Source organism: Terrabacter tumescens, from assembly GCF_014646815.1.
Taxonomy (GTDB): Bacteria; Actinomycetota; Actinomycetes; order Actinomycetales; family Dermatophilaceae; genus Terrabacter; species Terrabacter tumescens.
In genome coordinates this window covers 16,808-33,002 of sequence record NZ_BMNZ01000015.1, presented here as the reverse complement: position 1 = coordinate 33,002, position 16,195 = coordinate 16,808, and the positions used below count along the sequence as shown (strand labels likewise).

Genomic DNA, 16,195 nt, shown 5'->3' with positions numbered 1-16,195 from the left:
GAGAGTAGGACGCAGCCGGACAACCATTCACGACAACCCCGCCAACACCGTTGGCGGGGTTGTCGCATACCCACACCAATTCGTGCGACAACACCAAAGAGAGCGCCTGCCCTTTCACGGCAAGGCGGTCTTCGTCATGTCCCCAGGACGTCGGCGGGATGACGCACGAGCTCCTCGAGGGCGATGAGGGCTGCTCCCGTCGCGCCGGCTGCCGGGTCGTCCGGAGCGATGGCGACGCGCGGTGTCACCCAGTGCGCCGAGAGCACCCGCCGGGCGAGGACTGCCTCGACCTCTGGGCTGAGCAGCTCCCCGACCTGTGCGAGATGACCGCCGAGCACGACCGTCGGGATGTCGAGCACGTTGACGACGCCGCCCAGGGCGATCCCCAGGGCCCGACCTGCCGATCGCACCGCGTCACAAGCCTGCTCGTCCCCAGCCTCGACGCGCCCCCGCAGCTCGCCGTCGATCGCAGCCACGTCGAGCCCGGCCGCGGAGAGCATGGCCAGCCGGCCGGCATACTGCTCGAGGCAGCCGGTCGAGCCGCACCGGCACGGCGGACCGTCGGGGTCGATGCACACGTGGCCGATCTCGCCGGCCCACCCGTGCCGACCGGTCATCACCTCACCGTCGAGCACGACGGCCCCACCGATGCCCACCTCGCCGCTGAGGTAGACGAAGTCCTGGGGCTCGTTGTCACGCCCGGGCGCCGGGTGCGCGAAGGCATACGCCGCCAGGTCTGCCTCGTTGCCCACGCGCAGCTTCAGCTCCAACCCACCGAGCGCCTCCTCCAAGCCAGTGCCCGGCACCACGTCCTCCCAGCCGAGGTTGGGCGCACTGAGCAGCCGGCCGCTCCCGACGTCGACGAGACCGGGGAGCGCCAGGCCGGCACCCACCACGCGGCATCCTTCGGGCGCCTCCGCGAGCACCCGCGCGGCGAGGCTCCCCAGCCGACGCAACGCACTCGAAGGCTTCGACCCCGCGAGGTCCACGTTCACGAGCCGCTCGGCTAGCACGGTCCCCGACAGGTCGACCAGCCGTGCAGCCAGGTGGCCGACGCCGATCTGCAGGCCCAGCGCGGCGAAGTGCCCCCGTGAGGCGGTCAACGGAGTGGCCGGACGACCCGGCCGCCCCGGTCCGCCGACGACCGACTCGACCTCCTCGAGCACCCCGCCGGCGACGAGCTCGTCGACGAGGCGCGACACCGTCGAGCGGGTCAGTGAGGTGGCCGCTGCGACGTCGGCGCGCGACGGCGGCGTCTCTGCTGCCAGCACGGTGCGCGTGACGAGAGCGAGGTTCGCGTGGCGCAGGCTCGCCTGGCGCAGGTTGGCCATGCCCTTGACCCTAGCCGGTCCCGGATATAAGTTGCACGACAAAACAAACCCTTCTCGCAGGAGTCGCAATGACGCGCCAGCCCACTCTCGACGACCACTTCTCCTTCGGCCTGTGGACCGTGGGCTGGACCGGCACCGACCCGTTCGGCGGCCCCACCCGCCCGGCGCTCGACCCGTGGGAGTACTCCGACCGTCTCGCAGAGCTCGGTGCCTGGGGCATCACCTTCCACGACAACGACGTCTTCCCGTTCGACGCCGACGACGCGACTCGTGCGCGCATCTGCGGGCAGCTCAAGGACGCCACCGACCGCGCCGGCCTCACCATCGAGATGGTCACCACCAACACCTTCAGCCACCCGGTCTTCAAGGACGGCGGCCTGACCGCCAACGACCGCGGCGTGCGTCGCTTCGGGTTGCGCAAGGTGCTGCGCGCCGTCGACCTCGCCGCCGAGATGGGCGCGTCGACCTTCGTCATGTGGGGCGGTCGCGAGGGGAGCGAGTACGACGGCTCGAAGGACCTGCACGCCGCCTTCGACCGCTACAAGGAGGGGCTCGACACCGTCGCCGGCTACATCAAGGGACAGGGCTACGACCTGCGGATCGCCTTGGAGCCCAAGCCGAACGAGCCGCGCGGAGACATCCTGCTGCCGACCGTCGGACACGCGCTGGCGCTCATCGCCGAGCTCGAGCACGGCGACATCGTCGGCCTCAACCCCGAGACGGGCCACGAGCAGATGGCGGGCCTCAACTACACGCACGCCCTCGGCCAGGCGCTGTGGAGCGACAAGCTCTTCCACATCGACCTCAACGGCCAGCGTGGCATCAAGTACGACCAGGACCTCGTCTTCGGCCACGGCGACCTCACCTCGGCGTTCTTCACCGTCGACCTGCTCGAGAACGGCTTCCCGGGCGTGCCCGACGCCCCGCGCTACACCGGGCCCAAGCACTTCGACTACAAGCCGTCGCGCACCGAGCACCTCGACGGGGTCTGGGAGTCGGCGAAGGCCAACATGGCGATGTACCTCATGCTCGCCGACAAGGCTGCCGCCTTCCGCGCCGACCCGCGCACGTCCGAGGCGTGGGCGTATGCCGGCGTGCTCGACCTCGCGGAGCCCACCGTCGGCGAGGGCGAGTCGCTCGAGGACTTCCTCGCGGGCGACGACGGCTTCGACCCGGAGAAGGCGGCCGAGCGCGACTTCGGCTTCGTGCGCCTCAACCAGCTCGCGCTCGAGCACCTGATCAGCTGAGAGCTGCACACGCCGGCTGTGCGGGCTCCTACTGCGAGAGCTCGAGATCGAGGCGCACGAGGAGGTGTTCGAGAGCCTGCTCGAACTCGTCCTCGGTGTGGTCCTCGGTCAGCGCCGAGCGCAGCCGCGTCAAGGTGGGGTACTCGGCGAGACTGAGCTCCGCGTCCTGGTTGGGAAGGTCCGCGTCCCCTTCGTCGAGGGGCTCTTCCGCCGGTGACATGTCCGCACCCTGCATGGCCGACTCGAGGAGCAGGTGCCCGAGCAGGAAGCTGGTGAACGAACGGTAGGCCGCCACGGCCTGGCTGTCGTTGAAACCACGTGACCGCAGACCGTCGAGGAAGGCCTCCACGACGCGCAGGCTCCGCAGCGGCGGCCGCAGCCACGGCGCGGCCGGGTGGCGCGTGGCGATGAGCGGGAACGCGGCAGGGTGCTCCAGCGCGAGACGACGCACATCATGGGCCAGGACCTGCAGGAAGGCCTGCCAGCCGTCGATCGGTTGGAGCTGTCCGGGGCCCGGGATCTCGATCGTGTCGACGAGCGCGTCCACGACGGCCTCGAGCAGGTCCTCGCGTCCGTTGACGTAGCGGTAGAGCGACATCGCCTCGACGTCCAGACGCGCACCCAACCGCCGCATGGTCAGGGCGGCGACGCCCTCCGTGTCGATGAGGTCCACGGCGGTCGCCACGATCCGCGCCCGTGTCAGGCCCGGCCGGTCCGTGTGGTTCGCGCTCGGAACTTCTGGGCGTGGCGACGGCATGACGCTCCTCCTCAAAGGGTGTGCGGTGTGCTCCGTCCTGTCTATCGCATGCCTGCGCCGGCAGCGACGTGACCCTGCAGGAGGAGCCCGATCCGGCCGCGGGAACGGCTGTGTCCGGGAGCGGTGGGTACGGGACGCGCATTGCGGGTATGACCTCCCAGTCCGACTTACAACGTAAGGGAGCCCCGCACCATGACAGACAACCTCAACACGGCCCTGACCGACCTCTGGAGATCGGTGGCTCTCTTCGTGCCGAAGCTCGTCGCGTTCCTGGCCATCCTGATCATCGGCTGGTTCGTCGCCAAGGCGATCGGCAAGGCCGTCGACAAGATCCTCGAGCGCGTCGGCTTCGACCGTGCCGTCGAGCGCGGTGGCATCAAGAAGGCCCTCGCCAAGAGCCAGTACGACGCCTCAGCGATCGTCGGCAAGCTCGTCTACTACGCGCTGCTGCTGTTCGTCCTGCAGCTCGCCTTCGGCGTCTTCGGGCCCAACCCGATCAGCGACCTCATCACCGGCGTCATCGCGTTCCTGCCCAAGGCCGTCGTCGCGATCATCATCATCGTCATCGCCTCGGCCATAGCCGCCGCGGTCCGCGAGCTCATTTCCAACACCCTCGGCGGGCTGTCCTACGGCCGGGTCCTGGCCAACATCGCGAGCGTCTTCATCCTGGGTCTCGGCATCATCGCCGCCCTGAACCAGGTGGGTATCGCCACCACCGTCACCACCCCGGTCCTCATCGCGGTGCTGGCCACCATCGCCGGCATCCTCATCGTCGGCGTCGGCGGCGGCCTGGTGCGGCCCATGCAGTCCCGCTGGGAGGGCTACCTCGAGACCATGTCGCACGAGACGGGTCGCATCAAGGCCCAGGTCCAGCAGGCACCCGGCGTCGGCGAGCAGGCCCGCGCGGCCGCGGCCGGCTTCAACGGCAACGGACAGCACGGCAATGACGACCTCGAAGCCCGCGCCGCGGACGACTTCTACCACGACCGCCCTGCCGCGAGCTCGGCCCACGTACAGGGCAGCGAGCCGGGCGACCGCTACTGATCGTCTTCCAGAGGCGCCCCACCAGTGATCCACCACCGAAAGGGAACACCATGCTCAACAGCAATGAACTGTCCACCCTGCCCGGCACGACCGTGTACGGAAGCGATGGGGAGAAGATCGGCAAGGCCGGCCAGGCCTACGTCGATGACCAGAGCGGCGAGCCCGAGTGGGTGACCGTCAACACCGGCCTCTTCGGCACCAACGAGTCCTTCGTCCCGCTCCGCGAGGCGGAGCTGTCCGACGACGGCCTGCGCGTCGGGTTCACCAAGGACCACGTCAAGGATGCGCCCAACGTCGACCCCGACAACGGTCACCTCGACGAGTCGGAGGAGGAGCGTCTGTACAGCCACTACAACCTGACGAGCATCACCTCCGCTCCGGGCTACGACCGCGACTCCGCCGACGCGTCAGCCGCAGACACCGGTACGGTCGGCCACGACACCTCCGGCCCCACGACCGACGACGCGATGACCCGCTCTGAGGAGCAGCTGCACGTCGGCACCGAGAGCCGCGAGACGGGTCGGGCGAAGCTGCGCAAGTACGTCGTCACCGAGGAGCAGCAGGTCACCGTGCCGGTCACGCGCGAGGAGGTCACCATCGAGCGCGAGCCGATCACGGAGACCAACCGCGGCGAGGCCATGGACGGCCCGGCCATCTCCGAGGAGGAGCACGAGGTCGTGCTCCACGAGGAGCAGCCCGTTGTCGACAAGCAGGCCGTTCCCGTCGAGCGGGTGCGCCTGGGCAAGGAGCAGGTCACCGACGAGGAGACCGTCACCGAGCAGGTGCGCCAGGAGCGCATCGAGGCGGACGGTCCGGGGATCACCGACGGCACCGGCGGCACCGACCGCGTCTGACCGCAACGCCGACGTCCCGGAGACAGCCGATGTGCTGTCTCCGGGACGTCGTGCGTCCGCCGTGTTGACGTCGGTCGACGTCAGTCCACGCAGAGGCAGAAGGGGTGCCCGGCCGGGTCGAGGAAGACGCGGAACGACGTGCCGGGCTGGTGCCCGTGCCGGGTGGCTCCGAGGGCGATGACCCCGGGCTCGGCCTCGTCGAGGTCCTGGACCATGACGTCGAGGTGGATCTGCTGCGGCACGTCCTGTCCGGGCCACTGAGGCGGTGTGTAGTCCTCGACCTGCTGGAAGCAGATGCAGTTGCCCGTCTCGGTGTCGCGGATCTCGCCCCACCCGTCGGACGTCTTGACGTCCCAGCCGAGCAAGCTGCCGTAGAAGGTGGCGAGTGCCTCCGCGTCGGGGCAGTCGATGACGAAGCTGGGGTAGCGAGCGATGGCCATGCGCCGACGGTAGGGCGCCTCCCGGACGATCCGCGTCCGCAGTGCGCCAGTAGTGCCAAGAGCGTGCCCAGCGAGTTCCGAGACCTACCGACGCCGGTGCAGGATGACCTCGGACTCGACGGGGACGAAGCCGAGCTCGGCGTTGATGGCGCGCATCCACACGTTCGCGTCGTCGCTGCTCGTGCGCACCCGGAGCGCGCGCCCGTGCTCGCGGGTGGCCCGGAGCGAGGAGACCTTGACGGCCCGGCCGAGTCGGTGGCCGCGGTGCTCGGCGAGCACCAGCGTCCCCTCGATCTGGGCCGGACGGGCGGGGTCCGGCGCGACGACGAGCCCGGTCCACGCCACGACGGCGCCGTCCGCGTCCACGGCGACCGACTCGATCGTGGCGCGCCCCTGCTCCTGCCGGAGCGCGATCTCGGTGGCGTACTCCTCCACGCTGACGGGCGTGGGCTGCCAGTCGAGCTCGCCGTTGGGAGCCTCCGCGTCGACGAGCCCCTTGAGCACGCCGACGTCCGCGCGCAGGTGGGCAGGGACGCCGTCGACGTGCGTCGAGATCGCGTATGCCGTGTGGTGGCCGGCCGTGTCGTCGGCCAGCTCCGCGCGCGCCAGGTCGAGCTCGACGACGGTCTCGGTCGTGGCGACGGTGTAGCCGAGACTCCGGGCGAAGCCGTGCACGAGCTCGTCGACGGCTGCCGTCGTGGGGCGGTAGGCGCTGGCGACGAAACGGCTCACGTCGGGGAGGGCGCTGTCCTCGACGGCGCGGGCCAGACGCATACCCAAGCCTTTTCGTCCTGCGCGCGGGTGGACGGCGACGTCGACCCAGCACGTGTCGGGGGTGTCGTGCGCCGTCTGGGCCGAGGCGACGCCGACGAGGTCGGCGCCGTCGAAGGCCCCGACGAGGACGCGGTGCCAGCCGTCGTCGGCGCGCCAGGCCGTGAGCCGAGCGGCCTCGCCCATGGGCACCCACCCGGGACGGACGTGGCTCGTCGCTGCCGACTCGACGGCATACGCGGCGGCGAGCTCGGCGTCGTCACCGAGGTCGAGCGGACGGACGGTGAGGGCGGAACTCATGCGGCTCACTGTCGCAGCACGTCGCTACCCTCGAAGGATGGCGCACCGCATCTTCACGACGTCGTTCGCGTCGGTCTACCCCGCCTACGTCAACAAGCTCGAGCGCAAGGGGCGCAGCCGGGCCGAGCTCGACGAGGTCATCGAGTGGCTGACCGGCTACGACGACAAGGCGCTCGGCCGGCACCTGATGGACGGCACGACCTTCGAGGACTTCTTCGCCCAGGCGCACCTCAACCCGAACGTCTCCGCGATCACGGGCACCGTGTGCGGGGTGCGTGTCGAGGACGTGGAGGACCCGCTCATGCAGAAGATCCGCTACCTCGACAAGCTCGTCGACGAGCTGGCCAAGGGCAAGGCGATGGACAAGGTCCTGCGCGCCTGAGGGATCCGCGAACGCGTGGCGGGTGTCGGCGCGCGCTCCTAGGGTGGCGGCATGGCAACCGTGAGGCAGGTCCAGGTCACGTTCGACTGTGCGCAGCCCGAGCGCGTCGCCCGCTTCTGGTGCGAGGTGCTGGGCTACGTCGTGCCGCCGCCCCCGCCCGGTTTCGCGTCGTGGGAGGAGTTCGACCACACGCTGCCGGAGCAGGACCAGGGCTCGGCCTACGCGATCGTCGACCCCTCGGGCGTCGGGCCGCGGCTGTTCTTCCAGCGCGTGCCGGAGGGCAAGGTCGTCAAGAACCGCGTGCACCTCGACGTGCGGGTGGGCACCGGCCTCAGGGGGGACGAGCGCGTCGCCGCCCTCGAGGCGGAGTGCGCGCGGCTGCTCGAGCTCGGCGGCACTCGCGTGCGGCTGATGCTCGCCGACGAGCTCAACGAGTCGTGCCTCGTCATGCAGGACGTCGAGGGCAACGAGTTCTGCCTCGACTGACCTGCGGGACTGAGTCGTAGCCGGCTATCTCTGTCGTAGCGCCGTGTCGACCGCGAGCGCAGCTGCTACGACGAGCGAGCGCAGGGGCTCCTCGAGTTGGCGGTGTATCTCGACGACGTAGTGGTCGGCTTTGGTGAACATCTCCTTGGCCAGCCCCGCGCTGGTCCGCGAGATCCGGCCGATCTCGTTGCCCTTGCTGTCCTTGATTCCGAAGTCGCTCTGGATGCTGTTCTCGCCCTGGATCGTCCCAACGGTCCGGCCCTCGGACACCAAGCCAAAGCGCACTTGGCCGAAACTGAACTTCCGTGAGATCTCCCCGACCTGGACGCCCTCGGCGTCCCTCACGAGCATCGTGGAGGTGAGGACCCGGGTGGGTTGGGTCAGGGCCAGGACGACCCCACCGGCTGTATCGAGAATCTGCAGCCGGCGCGTTCGGTTAGGTGCTGCCGTCGCCTTCTTCAACAGGCTCTGACCTACTTCCCGGACCGACCCGAGCTCTCGTCCGTGCTGGTCGTAGATCGCATACTGCGCGTTGACCTCCAGGAGCTTGCCCTTCTGGTTCACCACCAGGACGGGCGCGGTCAGGAGGGTCGTCTGAGCGGAGCCGGCGGATTCGGTGACTCCGACACCGCGGACCTGGCGCTGGACCTTCTTGCTGCCCGTACGGTCTACGCTCGTCGCCGCCGACGCGGCCAGCGGAGGATCGGTGGCTTGGACTCCGCCGGTGGCGACGTGCTCAGTCCAGAGGCTTCCGTCCCAGTACCGCATCTCGTGCCGACCCGAGGGGTCCGGGTACCAGTCGGGTGCCGCCTGCACAGTCATGCGCGGAGGCTAACAGCGGGCCCGCTCCGTTACGCCGAACGAAAGGCTGCGGTGGTCAGTGTCGGCTGATGGTCGCTGCGTTGCCCGGACGGTTGACGTAGTCGACCGTCAGGGCGGGTGAGTCCGTGCCGTCGACGGTGAAGGGGCGGCTCATGCTCGCCGACGAGTTCAACGAGTCGTGCCTCGTCATGCAGGACGTCGAGGGCAACGAGTTCTGCCTCGACTGACTCACTGACTCACTGGACTGAGTCGCGGCCCGAACCCGGTGTGCCTGTGTTGGTGCAGCCGGTGGCTCAGGCGCCGTGCGCCTTCAGCGCTGCGCCCACGAGCTCGAGGGCATCGAAGACGTCGGCCTCCCAGGAGTCCCCGAGCAGGAGCATCGACTCCCCGCCCATGAAGGCGAGGCCGACGAGCGCCGCGATGCTGCGCGGGGAGAAGGGGCCGAGGTCCCCGAGCTCGTCCGCCGCCTCGCGCACGACCCGCTCGAGCAGGTCAAACCACCCGCGGAGCAGGCCACTCACCTCGGTGCCGATCGCCGTGTCGGTCCAGCCGGCGGCGATCATCTCCTGCAGCATGCGCACGTAGCCGGACGCGAGGTCGTCCCTGAGGAAGGCGCAGGCCTGCTCGTAGCGCCGCCACAGCGGCTCCTCGGCCCCGTACATCGTCTCCTGGCGCTGCAGCAGCTGCTCGTTCTGCTGGGCGAGCAGGGCGAGGAGCAGGCCCTGCCGGCCGCCGAAGTGGTAGTGGATCTGGCTCAGCGGCGCGCCCGCGCGGTCCGCGACGCGTCGCGTCGAGAGGTTCGCGTGCCCGTCGCTCAGGAGGCACTCGCGGGCCGCCTCGAGGAGTCGTTCGCGGGTCTCTGCTGCCATCTGCTCTCCACTCCGAAATCTCTTGTCGGTCGGTCGACCGAATGCTACCTTGGACGATATTCGGTCGATCGACCGAATGAAAGTATTCGAACGGAGGACGCCATGCCGCTCATCGAGGTCAACGTCATCAAGGACGTGTTCACCCCTGAGCAGAAGCGCGAGATCATCACCCGGCTCACCGACGCCATGGTCGAGGTCGAGGGGGAGAACATGCGGCCCGTCACCTGGTGCGTCGTGCGCGAAGTGGCCAGCGGCGACTGGGGCATCGCCGGCAACGCGCTGACGACCGAGGACGTCCGGGCGCTCGCCGCCGGCGAGCCAGCCACGGTCTGACACCGTCAGGCACGGTCTGGAGCGGGCTGGGGCGTTCGCGCGATGACGGACCCGTCGGGCGGGACACTGCGATGGTGAGCACGACCTGGACCAGGGCGCGCCGCCGCCCGCGGCAGGTGCTCTTCCTGTCCTCGCCCATCGGCCTCGGCCACGCCCGGCGGGACCTGGCCATCGCGCAGCGGCTCAGGCACCTGCACCCGGACCTGCGCATCGACTGGCTCGCCCAGCACCCCGTGACCAGGGTGCTGGGCGACGCCGGCGAGCGCGTGCACCCGGCCTCCGCGTGGCTCGCCAGCGAGTCGGCCCACATCGAGTCCGAGTCCGGGGAGCACGACCTCCGGGTCTTCCAGGCGATCCGCGACATGGACGAGATCGCCGTCAACAACTTCATGGTCTTCCACGACGTCGTCGAGCAGACGCCCTACGACCTCGTCATCGGTGACGAGGCGTGGGAGGTGGACTACTTCCTGCACGAGAACCCCGAGCTGAAGCGCTTCTCCTTCGCGTGGCTCACCGACTTCGTCGGCTGGCTGCCGATGCCCGACCTCGGTGACCGCGAGGCCCTCCTGACGGCGGACTACAACGCCGAGATGCTCGAGCAGCGGGCGCGTCACCGGCGCATCCGCGACCGTCAGGTCTTCGTGGGCAACCCCGCGGACATCGTCGACGAGTCGTTCGGACCGGGACTGCCGAACATCCGCGAGTGGACGGTCGCCCACTACGAGTTCGCCGGCTACGTCACGGGATTCGAGCCGCCGTCCGCCGAGGAGGTGGCACGGTCGCGGCGCGAGCTGGGCTACGGGACGGATGTCGTGCTGTGCATCGTCGCGGTCGGTGGGTCCGGGGTCGGCGAGCCGCTGCTGCGGCGCGTGCTCGACGCTGTGCCTCCGGCTCGGGCGCGCCTGCCGGAGCTGAGGTTCCTCGTGGTCACCGGCCCGCGGATCGACCCCACGTCGCTACCGTCGGTCGACGGCGTCGAACTGCGCGGCTACGTCGCCGACCTCTACCTGCGGATGGCGGCCGCCGACGTGGCCGTGGTCCAGGGCGGTCTGACGACGACGATGGAGCTCGCGGCGGCCCGGGTGCCGTTCCTCTACGTGCCGCTGCGTCACCACTTCGAGCAGAGCGTGCACGTCCACCACCGGCTCCAGAACTACCGGGCCGGGCGGCGCGTGGACTACGACGACGCCCGCGACCCGGAGTGGCTGGCCGAGGCGATCGTCAAGCAGGTCGGCAGCGAGGTGGCCTCGCTCCCGGTCGAGTCAGGCGGCGCCGAGCGCGCCGCCGCGATGCTGCAGGAGCTGCTGTGAACGACGCCGATGAGGTCCGCGCGACCGCACTGGACTACTTCGAGGGCTGGTACGACGCGGACCTCGCACGCGTCGACTCGGCCCTGCACCCCCGGCTGGTCAAGCGTTCGGTCGACCAGGTCGGCGGCCGCGACACGGGAGCCACGACGAAGGAGAGGATGCTCGAGCTCGTCCGTGCAGGGGCCGGGCTCGAGGACCGGACGGACGACCCGATCGAGATCACCGTCGTGGACGTCCACCGGGACATCGCCTCCGCCGTCGTGCGGTCGGCGCAGTACCGGGAGTACCTCCACCTGCTCCGGACGCCGGACGGATGGCAGGTCGTCAACGCTTTCTGGCAGCTGACGGACCCGGACGACGAGGTGGGGAAGTGAGGGTCCTGCGCGCCGACACGGTGGGGTCGGTCCGCAGCGAGGGCGTGACCATCGACTACGAGGTCTCCGGCGACGCAGCGCCGACGATCTTGCTCCTGCCGACCTGGACGATCGTGCACCGGCGGCTCTGGAAGGCGCAGGTCCCCTACCTGTCCCGGCACTTCCGGGTCGTCTGCTTCGACGGGCCCGGCAACGGCCGCTCCGACCGCCCGCTCGACCACACGGCATACGACCACGACGTCCAGGTGCGCCACGCGCTCGCGGTGCTCGACGCGACGGGCACCGACCGTGCGGTCGTCGTCGGGCTCTCCCAGGCGTGCGCGTGGGCGCTGCAGCTCGCCGCCGAGGCGGGCGACCGCGTGCTGGGCGCCGTCCACATCTGCCCGTCGCTCGACATCTGCGACGGTCATCCGGCGCGGGTCGCGGCCGGCTCGTCAGCGGGACTGCCGCCGTCGCGCGTGCCGTTCGTGCAGCGGGACCCGATCGAGCACTGGGCGAAGTTCGACCCGGCGTACTGGGCGGGGCACCACGAGGACTTCCTCTGGTTCTTCTTCGGCATGTGCTTCCCCGAGCCGCACTCGACCAAGCAGATCGAGGACTGCGTGGGGTGGGGGCTCGACACGACTCCGGAGGTGCTCGCCGCCGAGGCGGGTGGCACGCGCCCGGATAGGCGCGCCATCGAGGAGTGGTGCGCCGCCGTCACGAGCCCCGTGCTCGCCATCCACGGCACGCACGACCTGGTCAGCCCGCCCTCGCGCGGGCGCCGGCTCGCGGAGCTGACCGGAGGGCGGTTCGTCGCTCTCGAGGGCTCGGGGCACATCCCGCTGGCCCGCGACCCGGTCAAGGTCAACCTGCTGATCCGCGACTTCGCGATGCAGCTCGGAGCGGCGTCGTAGAGAGGCCGCGCGGAAGACGTCGCTGGAGAGAAGGGGCGCGGGATGGCGCTGGCTGCTACCGTCGTTCCCAGCTGCCGGCAAGACCACGCGTTCGTCGTGGTCGTCGGCAACCTGAGGCCTTCACACGGAAGGCTTCACTGAAGCAGAAGAGGCAACACCAGTGGCAACAGGCACCGTGAAGTGGTTCAACAGCGAAAAGGGCTTCGGCTTCATTGAGCAGGACGGCGGCGGCGCCGATGTCTTCGTTCACTACTCGGCCATCGAGAGCGGCGGCTACCGCGAGCTCCAGGAGGGCCAGAAGGTCGAGTTCGACGTCACGCAGGGTCCCAAGGGCCCGCAGGCGGAGAAGGTCAAGGGCATCTGACCCACGACAGTCTTTGGGGACTCCGTCCCTGACCATCCCCCGACCGTCTGGTCGGGGGATGGTTTTTTTTGTATGCCGTGTGGCCGCATCCCGTCCGTAGCTGCGCCCCCCGGCGCCGCTGCAGACGCAGGCGGTGCGACGCCGTATCGTCCGTCCTGAGGAGGTACGGGTGAGGAGTCGCTCCGCGAGCACGGGCGCAGACCATCGGTTCGCCTGCGTGAGCCGGGTGCCGCTCTTCGCCGGCCTGTCCGTCGATGACCGGCACCGGATCGCCGAGGTCGCGGTGACCCATCGCTACGCCCGGGGTGAGCAGGTGCACCGGCCCGGCGAGGAGTCGGGGCTGCGGATCGTGCACGGCGGCAGGGTGAAGGTCTATCGCGCCAACGAGGCCGGGGTCGAGCAGCTGCTGCGCATCCTGCGCCCCGGCGACTTCCTCGGCGAGACCACCCTGTTGACCGGGCGGCCGGTCGACTCCTGGGCGGTGGCCCTCGAGGCGGCCGAGGTCTGCGTGGTCGGGGGCAGCGAGATCTCCCGGTTGTTGCGCGAACGTCCGGAGGTGGCGACGCGGATGCTGTCGGCGATGTCGGCGCGCCTCGAGGCAGCCGAGCAGCAGCTCTCCACCGTGACCGGCGCGTCCGTGGGCGCTCGGCTGGCCAGCCAGCTGCTCGAGCTGGCCGACGAGGCCGGAGCGACCACGTTCCGCCTGCCCTCGACGAAGAAGGACCTCGCCTCCTACCTCGCGACGACGCCGGAGACGCTGAGTCGCCGGCTCGCGGACCTGCAGGACTCCGGGGTGGTGCGGCTCGGACCGCGTGGCCTGGTCGAGGTCCGTGACCTCCAGCGGCTGCGGGCTGCGGCCCGGGCCTGAGACGATCGCCGGCGCTGCAGGCTCGGGCTCAGTGGTGGTGGTGCTCGTGGTGGTGGTGCTCGTGGTGGTGGTCGGCCTGCTCGCCGACCTGGTGGGCGTGTGCACCCATGACGGTGGTGAGTGAGACCTGTGGGGCAGCGAGCAGCAGCGGCAGGATCAGGTCGTTCTCCTTGCCCTGGTGGCTGTCGAACGCCTCGAAGACCGCGCGACCGTAGGCGGCTGCAGCCGCGCCCTCGCTCGAGCGGAAGAGGGCGACCAGCCGCTTGATGAGCTCGTGCTCGCGCACCATCGCCTCGATGAGGAGCCGGCCCCCGGCGAGCGTGCTCGCTGCGCGGTAGGTGGTCACCTCCTCCTCGTCGGCGTGCGGCACGAGGACGGCCTCTAACCACTCCCCGAGGCTCGCGCGGGCGGCGGCCTGGTCGGAGGCCGGGGCGTCGCGCAGCGCCGTGGTGAGACGGTCGAGGTCGGCCACCATCGCGGCGTGGTGCTCACGGACCTGCTGGGCGATCTCGGCGTCCGATCCGTGGTGTGCGTCTGTGTCGTGCAGGTGCTGCGGGGGGTCGACGGCTGGTGCGCTGTGGACGGTCATGGCGTTCTCTCCTCTGCTGTGGCCGGGGAGATTCCTTCTCCCTGCCGTTGGCCTCATTCCACGCCGACCGGACGGTGGGCGCCTTGACCTGCGTCAAGGAACGGGCGCGGTCAGGCTGCGACCTGGGCCTCTGCCTGGCTCTTCAGGTGCTCGAGGATGCCCTCGAGGAACGACTCGTGCTCGCGCACCATCACCCCTTCGATCGGGCGTGCCACCACGGCCACCTTCACGACCCACTCACCCACGGCCGTCACGGTCGTGTCGCCGTCGGCCTCGGAGAACGTGAAGGTCCACGTCGGCTTCTCCGCGAAGAAGTGCACCTGAGCGACGATCCGCTCCTGCGGCACGACCTCGGTGTACTCCAGCCCGCCTTCGATGTGGAAGCCGAGCAGGTGCGAGTAGAGCCGTGCCGAGGTGCCGACGCCCCCGGGCTTGATGTCCACGGCGGCCAGGGCCACGTCCTCCGCGTTCCACAGCCTGCCGATGTCCAGGGCGATGTCGAACACCGTCGAGACGGGGGCGTGGATCGTGATGCTTCGTGTCAACGTTGCCATCTGCATTCACCTCCTTCCCACTCTCGACGCTAGGCCGGCCGGGGTGGGTGCGCGCCAGAGGCGATGGTCCTCCTCGTCGCCAAGGGCGGGGAGGGGCTGCGACCTGATTGGTCGGACGTCGGTGCCTCGCCGTGTATCACGATCTCCACGCATCCCTCCGAATGGGACACCACCCTCACGTTCGAAGGAGAGCGACATGACCGCCGACACCACTCGAACAGCCCCGATCGACGCCTCGTGGGTCATCCTCCGCGAGGACAGCGGGGAGCAGTTCACCCTCCGGCCGGGCGCGTCCGTCGCCCTGGGCCGGGACCCCCAGAACGACGTCGTCATCGACGACTCCTCGGTCAGTCGCGTGCACGCGACCTTCAGCGTGACCGGCCATGGGGTCCTCGTCCGGGACACCGGCTCGACCAACGGCACGAGCGTCGAGGGGCGCCCCGTCATCGGCACGTCGGTGCTGGTGGCGGAGGGCGCCGCGGTCATGGTGGGCGGGGTGCCGCTGCGCCTGGCTCCCGCCGCGGCGTTGCAGGGCCCGCGTCCGTCGGCGTCCTCCGCGGCGGTGACCGAGGCGGCTGGCGCGACGGACGACGCCTCGGGTCGGGATCGCGGTCGGCGGAAGGTCCCGTGGTTCGCCATCGTCGGGGGTGGAACCGCCGTGGTGGGGGCTGTCGTGGGCGTGCTCACCTACCTGCAGTCGCGGCCATCACCGCTCGCGGAGTATCGCGACCAGGTCGCCACCGTGTGCCAGGCGGGCGCCGCGCGTCAGGTCAAGATCGACGCAGCCATCACCCCGAGCGGCTACGACCGGCGCCTCTTCACCGACCTGGTGGCACAGGCTCCTGCCACCGACGAGGTCCTGCTGCACGAACTGACCGATCTGCGTCCACCGGACGAGATCGCCTCGAAGCACGAGGAGGCGATCGGGCTGGTCAAGCGGATCATCGCCGCTGACCGGGAGTATGCCGCGTCGCTGGCCGTGCTTCCCGACAGCGACTTCAGGCGGCACTACCCCGACCTGCCCGGCGACCCGACGGCATGGAACACGGTGCGGCGCGAGGCAGGTGGAGCGCTCGTGGCCCTGAGTGGCGGCAAGTGCGCCGACGTCAAGGGCTAGGTCGATCTCGTCGCCCGCCACCGGCGCACGACGTGATCCTCGTCAGGGCTGCTCGTTCGATGCCGGCTGCCGAGGCGGCACCAGGGAATGCCGGTGCCACCACCACCAAGCCGCCCGCGCGAAGATCGAGACCGTCGAACCGTCGGCCCGTGCGGCGGTGAGGAAGCGGGGCCGTACCTCGTCGAAGGACGGGCGGGAAACCGACCCCGCCAGCGTGCGGATGAGACCGGAGCCGGCCATCTGCGGCGAGCACACGAGCTCCGCGCGAGCGACGGCCTTCGTCAGGTCGCCGCCGGAGGTGCCCGGGCTTGCGTGCTCGTCGTCCGCCGCCTCGAGCAGCTTCGCCAGTGCGTCACGCCGCTCCTCGATGAGCTTCTCGGTGATGCGCTGGTATCCACCGACCAGCCACCCGACGACCAGACCGGCGACACCCACGATGACGGTCCAGCCCTGACTCGTCATGCTGCTCCCCTCAGCTCGGACCACC

The 16,195-nt window shown here is 70.1% G+C and carries 21 protein-coding genes; 12 read left to right on the top strand and 9 right to left on the bottom strand.

The genetic code is table 11. The annotated features are described in order from the left end of the window. Nucleotides 1-134: 134 nt before the first annotated feature. Entirely contained in the window at nucleotides 135-1,331 is a 1,197-nt protein-coding gene (locus IEY30_RS21525) for an ROK family transcriptional regulator (protein ID WP_030203918.1), read from the bottom strand. A 68-nt stretch (nucleotides 1,332-1,399) separates the two neighbouring features. Between IEY30_RS21525 and xylA the strand changes: the two genes are divergently transcribed. After that, nucleotides 1,400-2,578, top strand: a complete 1,179-nt coding sequence (gene xylA / locus IEY30_RS21520; RefSeq protein WP_030203916.1) for a xylose isomerase — start codon at nucleotides 1,400-1,402, stop codon at nucleotides 2,576-2,578. A 28-nt stretch (nucleotides 2,579-2,606) separates the two neighbouring features. On the opposite strand, the gene IEY30_RS21515 is transcribed toward xylA, so the two are convergent. Continuing rightward, on the bottom strand, nucleotides 2,607-3,263 hold the full coding sequence (locus tag IEY30_RS21515; protein ID WP_229675141.1) for a TetR/AcrR family transcriptional regulator: 657 nt from the start codon (nucleotides 3,261-3,263) through the stop codon (nucleotides 2,607-2,609). 264 nt (nucleotides 3,264-3,527) lie between these two features. Between IEY30_RS21515 and IEY30_RS21510 the strand changes: the two genes are divergently transcribed. After that, on the top strand, nucleotides 3,528-4,379 hold the full coding sequence (locus IEY30_RS21510) for a mechanosensitive ion channel family protein (protein ID WP_030203911.1): 852 nt from the start codon (nucleotides 3,528-3,530) through the stop codon (nucleotides 4,377-4,379). Between the two features lie 50 nt (nucleotides 4,380-4,429). Next, nucleotides 4,430-5,233, top strand: a complete 804-nt coding sequence (locus IEY30_RS21505) for a DUF2382 domain-containing protein (RefSeq protein ID WP_030203909.1) — start codon at nucleotides 4,430-4,432, stop codon at nucleotides 5,231-5,233. 80 nt (nucleotides 5,234-5,313) lie between these two features. Here the strand turns inward: IEY30_RS21505 and IEY30_RS21500 are convergent, their stop codons facing one another. Together IEY30_RS21500 and IEY30_RS21495 are read right to left on the bottom strand one after the other, a co-directional pair. Continuing rightward, nucleotides 5,314-5,673 (bottom strand): VOC family protein, encoded by a 360-nt coding sequence (locus IEY30_RS21500; protein ID WP_030203907.1) that lies wholly within the window; start codon nucleotides 5,671-5,673, stop codon nucleotides 5,314-5,316. Between the two features lie 84 nt (nucleotides 5,674-5,757). Continuing rightward, complete coding sequence (locus tag IEY30_RS21495) at nucleotides 5,758-6,744, bottom strand: GNAT family N-acetyltransferase (RefSeq protein WP_030203904.1); 987 nt, start codon at nucleotides 6,742-6,744, stop codon at nucleotides 5,758-5,760. Between the two features lie 37 nt (nucleotides 6,745-6,781). On the opposite strand from IEY30_RS21495, the gene IEY30_RS21490 reads away from it, so the two are divergent. Beyond that, a complete protein-coding gene (locus IEY30_RS21490) occupies nucleotides 6,782-7,126 on the top strand; it encodes a DUF2200 domain-containing protein (protein WP_030203901.1) in 345 nt (114 codons plus the stop codon). A gap of 51 nt (nucleotides 7,127-7,177) precedes the next feature. Further along, on the top strand, nucleotides 7,178-7,612 hold the full coding sequence (locus tag IEY30_RS21485; RefSeq protein ID WP_030203898.1) for a VOC family protein: 435 nt from the start codon (nucleotides 7,178-7,180) through the stop codon (nucleotides 7,610-7,612). Between the two features lie 24 nt (nucleotides 7,613-7,636). Here IEY30_RS21485 and IEY30_RS21480 read toward each other — a convergent pair whose 3' ends face one another. After that, complete coding sequence (locus IEY30_RS21480; protein ID WP_030203894.1) at nucleotides 7,637-8,434, bottom strand: LURP-one-related family protein; 798 nt, start codon at nucleotides 8,432-8,434, stop codon at nucleotides 7,637-7,639. Nucleotides 8,435-8,727: 293 nt separating this feature from the next. Next, nucleotides 8,728-9,303: a TetR/AcrR family transcriptional regulator gene (locus IEY30_RS21470; protein WP_043417495.1), complete on the bottom strand. Its 576-nt coding sequence runs from the start codon at nucleotides 9,301-9,303 to the stop codon at nucleotides 8,728-8,730. A gap of 102 nt (nucleotides 9,304-9,405) precedes the next feature. Between IEY30_RS21470 and IEY30_RS21465 the strand changes: the two genes are divergently transcribed. The 6 genes from IEY30_RS21465 to IEY30_RS21440 all read left to right on the top strand — a co-directional run bounded on the left by IEY30_RS21465 (nucleotide 9,406) and on the right by IEY30_RS21440 (nucleotide 13,448). Beyond that, on the top strand, nucleotides 9,406-9,636 hold the full coding sequence (locus IEY30_RS21465) for a tautomerase family protein (RefSeq protein WP_030203920.1): 231 nt from the start codon (nucleotides 9,406-9,408) through the stop codon (nucleotides 9,634-9,636). Between the two features lie 74 nt (nucleotides 9,637-9,710). After that, nucleotides 9,711-10,946: a glycosyltransferase gene (locus IEY30_RS21460; RefSeq protein WP_373286750.1), complete on the top strand. Its 1,236-nt coding sequence runs from the start codon at nucleotides 9,711-9,713 to the stop codon at nucleotides 10,944-10,946. Then, on the top strand, nucleotides 10,943-11,320 hold the full coding sequence (locus tag IEY30_RS21455; protein WP_030203885.1) for a nuclear transport factor 2 family protein: 378 nt from the start codon (nucleotides 10,943-10,945) through the stop codon (nucleotides 11,318-11,320). Before IEY30_RS21460 ends, IEY30_RS21455 begins: the two co-directional genes overlap by 4 nt. Further along, nucleotides 11,317-12,216 (top strand): alpha/beta fold hydrolase, encoded by a 900-nt coding sequence (locus IEY30_RS21450; protein ID WP_052359109.1) that lies wholly within the window; start codon nucleotides 11,317-11,319, stop codon nucleotides 12,214-12,216. The genes IEY30_RS21455 and IEY30_RS21450 overlap by 4 nt, the downstream gene beginning before the upstream one ends. A 160-nt stretch (nucleotides 12,217-12,376) precedes the next feature. Next, the gene (locus IEY30_RS21445) at nucleotides 12,377-12,580 is read left to right on the top strand and encodes a cold-shock protein (RefSeq protein ID WP_009777120.1); all 204 of its coding nucleotides are present in this window, start codon (nucleotides 12,377-12,379) and stop codon (nucleotides 12,578-12,580) included. A 217-nt stretch (nucleotides 12,581-12,797) separates the two neighbouring features. Next, entirely contained in the window at nucleotides 12,798-13,448 is a 651-nt protein-coding gene (locus IEY30_RS21440) for a Crp/Fnr family transcriptional regulator (protein WP_229675140.1), read from the top strand. Between the two features lie 28 nt (nucleotides 13,449-13,476). Here IEY30_RS21440 and IEY30_RS21435 read toward each other — a convergent pair whose 3' ends face one another. Both IEY30_RS21435 and IEY30_RS21430 read right to left on the bottom strand, forming a co-directional pair. Next, a complete protein-coding gene (locus IEY30_RS21435; protein WP_052359107.1) occupies nucleotides 13,477-14,037 on the bottom strand; it encodes a hemerythrin domain-containing protein in 561 nt (186 codons plus the stop codon). Between the two features lie 110 nt (nucleotides 14,038-14,147). Beyond that, complete coding sequence (locus IEY30_RS21430) at nucleotides 14,148-14,591, bottom strand: SRPBCC family protein (RefSeq protein WP_030203868.1); 444 nt, start codon at nucleotides 14,589-14,591, stop codon at nucleotides 14,148-14,150. Nucleotides 14,592-14,787: 196 nt separating this feature from the next. Between IEY30_RS21430 and IEY30_RS21425 the strand changes: the two genes are divergently transcribed. Further along, complete coding sequence (locus IEY30_RS21425; RefSeq protein ID WP_030203863.1) at nucleotides 14,788-15,708, top strand: FHA domain-containing protein; 921 nt, start codon at nucleotides 14,788-14,790, stop codon at nucleotides 15,706-15,708. Between the two features lie 42 nt (nucleotides 15,709-15,750). Here IEY30_RS21425 and IEY30_RS21420 read toward each other — a convergent pair whose 3' ends face one another. Continuing rightward, nucleotides 15,751-16,170, bottom strand: a complete 420-nt coding sequence (locus tag IEY30_RS21420; RefSeq protein ID WP_030203861.1) for a hypothetical protein — start codon at nucleotides 16,168-16,170, stop codon at nucleotides 15,751-15,753. Nucleotides 16,171-16,195 lie beyond the last annotated feature (25 nt).